The sequence below is a fragment of the Actinomadura sp. RB99 genome (genome assembly GCF_014706005.1).
Taxonomy (GTDB): Bacteria; Actinomycetota; Actinomycetes; order Streptosporangiales; family Streptosporangiaceae; genus Spirillospora.
This window is the reverse complement of the sequence record NZ_JABMCA010000148.1, coordinates 1-6087: the sequence shown is the minus strand read 5'-3', so window position 1 is coordinate 6087 and position 6087 is coordinate 1. Positions and strand designations below refer to the sequence as shown.

Genomic DNA, 6087 nt, shown 5'->3' with positions numbered 1-6087 from the left:
GGCGTTACGGTGGGGCACGAAGACCTCCGCTGTGGTGTGGACCTAGACACCTCCACCACATCGGAGGTCTTCCTCGCTCACCAGACACCCACCGGTGTCAACAACGTTCGTGATCAGTACAGCTAGAACGCTTGTTCGCTGGTCAGGGGGAAGATGTGCCGCTAGCGGGGCCGCTAGGTCTAGCGGGTAGGGGCGCTAGACCTAGCGGCGCCCGGAGCGTCGGTCAGGGCGTGCCGGAGGTCTTCCGCGCGGCCTCTAGGACGTCCTCTCGGACGATGCCTCGCCGGTTCGCCCCCTTGCCGTCGTCGTCCTGCCCCCAGACCTGCCGAGTGTTGATCCCGTAGGGCTTGAGAGCGTCGGCGAGCTGTCCGGGCGTCCATCCGGCGTACAGGCCGGGGCGGAGTTCGGCGAGGCGCCGGACGACGGTTTCCGACCAGACTTTGTCTTCGCCGGAGGCGATGACGGCGGCGACGTCGTCGACGAGCGAGATACCGGCGTCGGCGGCTGTCGTGTCCTCCCCGACCGTATAGCCGGTCAGGGTGCCGACGGCCCTCCGCAAGGCGCGGGCGCGGTCACAGATGCGGTCGGCAGTGAGGTTGTCGATGTCGTACGAGCGGCCGATCTGGGGGTCGTCGGCGTCTCCGTGCGAATTGAGAGAATGCACGGCGTGGAATGAACGTCGGTTTTTGTGCTGTCGCTTTCTGTCGACCACAGCAACGCGTTAAGCCATCTCTCGGGCTCGTTGCGGGGGCCGAGGCGGAGGTAGTCAGTCACGGGGAGGATTGGGATACGTTTTTTGCTGAGCAAGTCGGCCAACTCGTGACCGGCCTCGCATCGGATGTATCGGGGGTCAAGGTTGGGCAATGTGGCAGCGACTGCCTTCTCTGCTTCGTCCTGGCCGTCGATGGCGACGCCATCAAAAGGCGCCTTGTCGCGAGGGAGTACGTAGGTGCCCGCGCCTTGCCGTGTCGCAACAAGTCCCCGATCTCGCAGTTGGCGGACGGCGTTGCGGAGGCTCGTACGCGAGATGCCGTACTGATCAGCCAAATCAGGCTCGCTAGGGATCGTGGCGCCGACTTCGAATTCTCCGCTAAGAATCCAGTCACGGAGGCTCTCCGCTGCCCTCACGTAGGCAGGGTGCCAGTTGCGCGACTCTTGCGTGCGTACGTCGTTCATGACAGATAGCCCTTGCACGGCTCGCTGCCGGGCGCCTCGGCGTGTGGCTTGACCGTCAGCCGTGCGGCCTCTGCGACTGCGAGGCGCTCAGTAAGGCGCGTCTGTGCATCGCCGAGGAGCCGGAGTTCGCCTTCCGTCTGTGCGTCCAGCTTCTGACACGGCGCCCCGTTGGCGCTGGTAGGCGCCGAGGTTCTCATGTCGGGTCGCGACCTACGTTCGACCTTCGAGCGTGATCGTCCAATCGGTCAGCGGTGGCACGCGCAAGAGAGACATGGATTAGCTGCAGGTCGATGTAGACAACTATAGAAGCCCTTGGTGTTTACCTAGGTCAGGGGCTGTCTAGGGTGATCTACATGTCAGATGACCACGAGTACCCGATTGACTGGGATCCCACTGAGTACCGCTATATCCAGATTGCAGACCACATCAACAGATACGGGATGGTGTCCTAGCTGAGCGTGCCGCCCTGACGTCGAATCCGGATCCCGCTGAGGAGTACGGCGTTGCTCGGATGACGATCCGGACGACGACCACCAGAGCAGAGCGCTACCGATCAGGATCGGCGCGGTAAGCCACATCGCCGCGCCCAGCCACGTCGAAAACGACCAGATCCAAAGCAGCCCGAAGACGACGGCCACAGCTGCTACCGCAGATAGGCCTGCCCCGCGGCCGACAACGAACGCAAATTCTGCTTTCGTTATTTCCGCTGCTCACTGCAAATTCTGCGGGGGAAACTGAAAGGTTACCGTCAGCCCGACTGCGGCCGCGGCGTCCAGGATATTCCGGCGCAAGGCTTCAGCCTCATCCAAGGGTAGCGGATCCCGCTCGTAGGCGAGCGAAATCATCCAGTCATCGTCGGCCCAACGCCAGAGCGTCAGCTTCACATGACCTTGTTCCTTGGATCGCAACTCTCGCTGTCCGAATTCTTCATCCCAGTCATCATCAAGGCGGCCATACGGACTCAGCCCCACCTGCTCGCGAAACCTGGAGAGTTGTCCCCCGAGGTGGCCCTTCATTCGGATCCGTAGCTGGTCATTCACTGTCATCGCCTCCCGGGCGGTTGATGGTCCAGTCACTCTCACGGAAGAGCGCGAAGATTCCGTTGCCTACGTTCGTCCTGTCCGGAGGGCCGGCCGAAGGGAACAACGCCCGTGCAACCATGGGCGGTGCCGCGGATGGTTGAAGGCTTGCCGCGGGTAACGCTCGTGCGCAACGCCGCCGATGCTGCATCGCCAGGTTGAGGTGAACAACCCGGACCGGCAACATGTACACGTACTTGTCGGACCACAGAGGTCTTTCCAACTTCAGTGGGCCTGATGGGTGCAGGGCGAGGATCGCCTGTCTGATGGTGGTCAGACGGCTTGGCGAGTAGCGGGCCTTGCGCAGGATGCGCCAGCTTTTAAGTATAGCGACGCCCTGCTTGCCGGGCGCGCGGACCTGAGCGTGATCGCGCGCCCGTGCCGACATGACCCTTGTTGGCGTAGCAGGCGATCGCCCGATGACGTAAGCCTTGCGTGCCGCGATCCGCATCGCCTCCCGCAGGTCCTCCGGTGCCTGCTCGGCTAGCGGCGCGATCACCTCGGTGACGTGGCGGTGCGCGGTCGCCGGCCGACACCGAACGCGGCGGCGAGACGGGCGAAGGTCTCGTTGCAGCGCAGGTGCACCAGTACCAGCAGCGCCTGGCGGCCGGGGTTCAACGCACGCGCCAACGTGAGCCGATCCGGTCGCGGTGGCCGGCGATCAGTTCTGCCACGAAGGCACCGGTAGCGGGCGACAGATCCAGCGCAGCGCGGTAAGACGACACCAGAGGCTTCTGGCAGGGCGGTTGTTTGGTCGACTTCGCATCTACCCGGGGCCTCGTCGCGTCACCGGCCACCTCAGCCCACCGCAACCACCTTGTGACCAGCACGACCAAACTGGAAAAGGCTCAGCGGCAATGGGGATCGACCCAAGGTAGATCCAGCGAACAAGAATCGGCGTCAATCGCCTCTTGAACTTGAGGGTCTAGGTGTTGCTGGCCAGCAGGTTGTTGACGCCTGAGTATCGGTTGTACCTATCTCGCGATGATGTCGCGCCCTTGCGGGATGACGAGATCGAGGAGCCCGGGGAAGCGATTGTCGAGGTCGGTACGCCGGAGCCGATTAAGCCGCCTGGTGCCCTCGTCTCGCTGGTAGATCACTCCCGCTTCGCGGAGGGTCTTGAAGTGACCGCTTTGGGTGGACTTACTGACGGGCAGCGCGAACGTTGCGCAGGCCAATTCACCGTCGGGTTCGACGTCGGCGAGCCGCGCAACGATCGCCAATCGGACCGGGTCGCTGAGTGCTGCCATCACGGTCGTGAACTCCAGCTCACCGGCGGCTGGGTGCACGAGCTTGGTCGCAGTCCTACTGGCCATGGCTCCCACAGTACCGAACATGTTCGGCATGCGCGAACATCTGCTATGTTCGGAAACCATGAACATGGCAGGCAGTGGCAGGACAGACGACAGCGGCGCTCAGGACGTGGCTCAACCTCCCGACTCAGCAGCATCGGGTGCCGGCATTTTGCGGGCAGGTGGGGCGAGCCGGTGGAGGTTCTGGGCGACGGCGTATGCACTGCTGATTTTGCTCGCGGGAACCAACCTGCCCACCCCGCTGTATCGCAGCTACGAGACGACGTTCGGGTTCTCCCCGTTCGTCGTCACACTGATCTTCGCCGTCTACGTCGCGGTCCTCATCCCGTCCCTGCTCGTGGCCGGCCCGCTCTCCGATGCGATCGGGCGACGCCAGGTCCTGCTGCCGGCTCTCGCGCTGGCAGCCTTGGGTTCACTGGGGTTCGCGCTGGCCGGCAGCACTGGCTGGCTCTTCGCAGCTCGGATCCTGCAGGGCCTCTCGGTTGGAGCGGCATCCGGGGCTCTGACGGCTACGCTCAGCGAACTCGAACCCACCGGCAGCCGCCACAAGGCCGCGTTGGTTACCACGGTGGCCTCGGTCGGCGGCCTGGGCCTGGGACCAGTCCTGGCCGGACTGATCGCCGAATACGCGCCGGCTCCTGATGTGACGCCGTTCGTCGTCGAGATCGCGCTCCTCATCCCTGCGGCCGTAGCGGTCACGCGGATGCCCTCGACCCACCAGACGACACGATGGCGTCCTCGCCGACCGCGGATTCCGGCCGCAATGCGAACAGTGTTCATGACCAGCGGGAGCGCCAACTTCCTCGCCTTCGCGGTCATCGGGCTGTTCCTCTCCCTCATCCCGACCTACGTAGCCGCGCTGACGGGCAGCACAAACCTGCTCCTCGGCGGCGGAACCTCAGCACTCATGCTGGCCAGCTCCATCGCCGTCCAACTCCTCACCTACGGACGACCACCACGCCGCCTGCAACTCGCCGGTCTGTCAATCCTGGCGGCGGGGTTGGGACTCCTCGTACTGGTCGGGAACGCGCCCTCGCTCGCACTACTTCTGGCAGCCACCGTCCTCGCCGGGGTCGGCCATGGGCTGGTGTTCCTCGGTGGCCTCACCACGGTGAACAACAACGCCCCTTCCACCAGGCACGCCGAGGTGCTTTCCAGCTTCTACGTCATCGTCTACACCGGCGTCGGACTGCCCGTGCTCGGTGTGGGCTTCCTTGCCACCATCCTCGACCTCACCACCGCCATGACCTGGTTCGCAGGAACCGTCGCCGTCTTGTGCCTGCTCGTGCTCGCCGCACTCTCCCGCACCAACCGCGACACCACCGCAGTGCTCAGCAAATAGCCCGTATCACCCCACGCCTTGGGAAGGCCCTATGGACACCATCGAATTCGAGGCCGCCTACTGCGATCTTCTGTGGCTTGCCGAGTCGATCCAGGACACAGCGAGCTACCCAGCATCAGCGCGAGACGACATCGACCGGACACTGAGCCACATCGCGCTCAGCGACCCACTCCTCACCGAAGCGGCCCGCGATATCCTCCACGGACGCCATGCGGTCGTCGACAATCAGGGTGTGATGAACGAGGGCGCGATCGCCGAGCTCATCGCCTCCACCACCCATCGACTGCGCCCCGCCATGGTCAGCGACCATGCCCATGAACTGCGCGACGCGCTCAACGTGATCCCCAACCAGGCGGCCTATAGCCCGCTGCTCCTTCGCCGCTTCGATCGCTTAGGCGATTTTCTTCCCGAACAGCACATGCCCTGGCGGTACCTGATCGCGCTACGCGTCACCACCCGCATCCCCGGCCGCACAGCCCGGATCACGACATACGCAGCAGCGGAAGACGGGAGGCGCGATGCATAAGAACGCGCCACTGACGCCAGAGGGCCGACGTCGACTTATCGCCTGTTGCCGGACCCAGCCGATCGCCCATGTCGCGGCAGAGATGGAGAAATCGCGGGCGACCGCGTCGAAGTGGGTCAACCGATATCGCCGCCATGGAGAACTCGGCCTGTCGATAAGAAAGCTTCCACCAGCCGCGAACTGAGCCGTTCGAGCAGGTAGAGAGCGTGATCCTTACGGTGGCGAGAGTGGCTGGCAGGACGACCGAAGAGTCCCGCTCGTGATCACCGGGTGGTATGGCCGGCGAGCGCGTGCGGGCCGTTCCATGGCCTCCGCCCTGGCCACGGCTGGAGCGACGGTCGCGCTGACCGGCCGATCCGGCCGTCGTGCGAGCGAGGTCGCCGCGGGACTTCCGGGGCGGTCGGCATCGAGCTGGACGTGCAAGACGAGTCGTCGGTGGCCAAGGCGATCAGTGACGGTTCTGGTCGGGGCGGGTGTTTCGGAGGTTGTCGAGGGGGCCGTTGACGATGTGCTGCAGACCGGTGAGCAGGGTGCGGCGGTCGCTGTCGGGCAGGTCGGCGAGCAGGGCGTTCTCGATCTTGTGGAGGTCGGCGGCGACCGCGGACCTCACCTCGAGGCCGGCGGCGGTCGCTTCGACGACCCGGACGCGGC

The 6087-nt window shown here is 64.7% G+C and carries 6 protein-coding genes and 3 pseudogenes; 3 read left to right on the top strand and 6 right to left on the bottom strand.

The window, feature by feature from the left end:
• Positions 1–223: 223 nt before the first annotated feature.
• The 5 genes and pseudogenes from amrb99_RS48935 to amrb99_RS48915 all read right to left on the bottom strand — a co-directional run bounded on the left by amrb99_RS48935 (position 224) and on the right by amrb99_RS48915 (position 3571).
• Positions 224–712 (bottom strand): hypothetical protein, encoded by a 489-nt coding sequence (locus amrb99_RS48935; protein WP_347257203.1) that lies wholly within the window; start codon positions 710–712, stop codon positions 224–226.
• 242 nt (positions 713–954) lie between these two features.
• Positions 955–1176: pseudogene (locus amrb99_RS53615) on the bottom strand (winged helix-turn-helix domain-containing protein); the annotation flags it as partial.
• A gap of 710 nt (positions 1177–1886) precedes the next feature.
• Entirely contained in the window at positions 1887–2222 is a 336-nt protein-coding gene (locus amrb99_RS48925) for a hypothetical protein (protein WP_206700417.1), read from the bottom strand.
• A 526-nt stretch (positions 2223–2748) separates the two neighbouring features.
• Positions 2749–2980, bottom strand: a pseudogene (locus amrb99_RS52185) (transposase family protein); the annotation flags it as partial.
• Positions 2981–3229: 249 nt separating this feature from the next.
• A complete protein-coding gene (locus amrb99_RS48915; RefSeq protein WP_190868949.1) occupies positions 3230–3571 on the bottom strand; it encodes a helix-turn-helix domain-containing protein in 342 nt (113 codons plus the stop codon).
• 19 nt (positions 3572–3590) lie between these two features.
• Between amrb99_RS48915 and amrb99_RS48910 the strand changes: the two genes are divergently transcribed.
• From amrb99_RS48910 to amrb99_RS48900, 3 genes and pseudogenes are all read left to right on the top strand, one after another.
• Positions 3591–4910 (top strand): MFS transporter, encoded by a 1320-nt coding sequence (locus amrb99_RS48910; protein ID WP_206700416.1) that lies wholly within the window; start codon positions 3591–3593, stop codon positions 4908–4910.
• Positions 4911–4941: 31 nt separating this feature from the next.
• The gene (locus amrb99_RS48905) at positions 4942–5436 is read left to right on the top strand and encodes a hypothetical protein (RefSeq protein ID WP_190868948.1); all 495 of its coding nucleotides are present in this window, start codon (positions 4942–4944) and stop codon (positions 5434–5436) included.
• Positions 5429–5587: pseudogene (locus amrb99_RS48900) on the top strand (leucine zipper domain-containing protein); the annotation flags it as partial. The gene amrb99_RS48905 and the pseudogene amrb99_RS48900, both read left to right, overlap by 8 nt.
• A 297-nt stretch (positions 5588–5884) precedes the next feature.
• Here amrb99_RS48900 and amrb99_RS48895 read toward each other — a convergent pair.
• On the bottom strand, positions 5885–6087 hold a 203-nt coding region (locus amrb99_RS48895; RefSeq protein WP_206700339.1), incomplete at its 5' end, for a hypothetical protein.

What these genes read in the sequence shown, in the direction of transcription:
- amrb99_RS48915 (WP_190868949.1), bottom strand. Translation starts at nt 3,571, where the DNA reads ATGGCCAGTAGGACTGCGACCAAGCTCGTGCACCCAGCCGCCGGTGAG.
- amrb99_RS48925 (WP_206700417.1), bottom strand. Translation starts at nt 2,222, where the DNA reads ATGACAGTGAATGACCAGCTACGGATCCGAATGAAGGGCCACCTCGGG.
- amrb99_RS48910 (WP_206700416.1), top strand. Translation starts at nt 3,591, where the DNA reads ATGTTCGGCATGCGCGAACATCTGCTATGTTCGGAAACCATGAACATG.
- amrb99_RS48905 (WP_190868948.1), top strand. Translation starts at nt 4,942, where the DNA reads ATGGACACCATCGAATTCGAGGCCGCCTACTGCGATCTTCTGTGGCTT.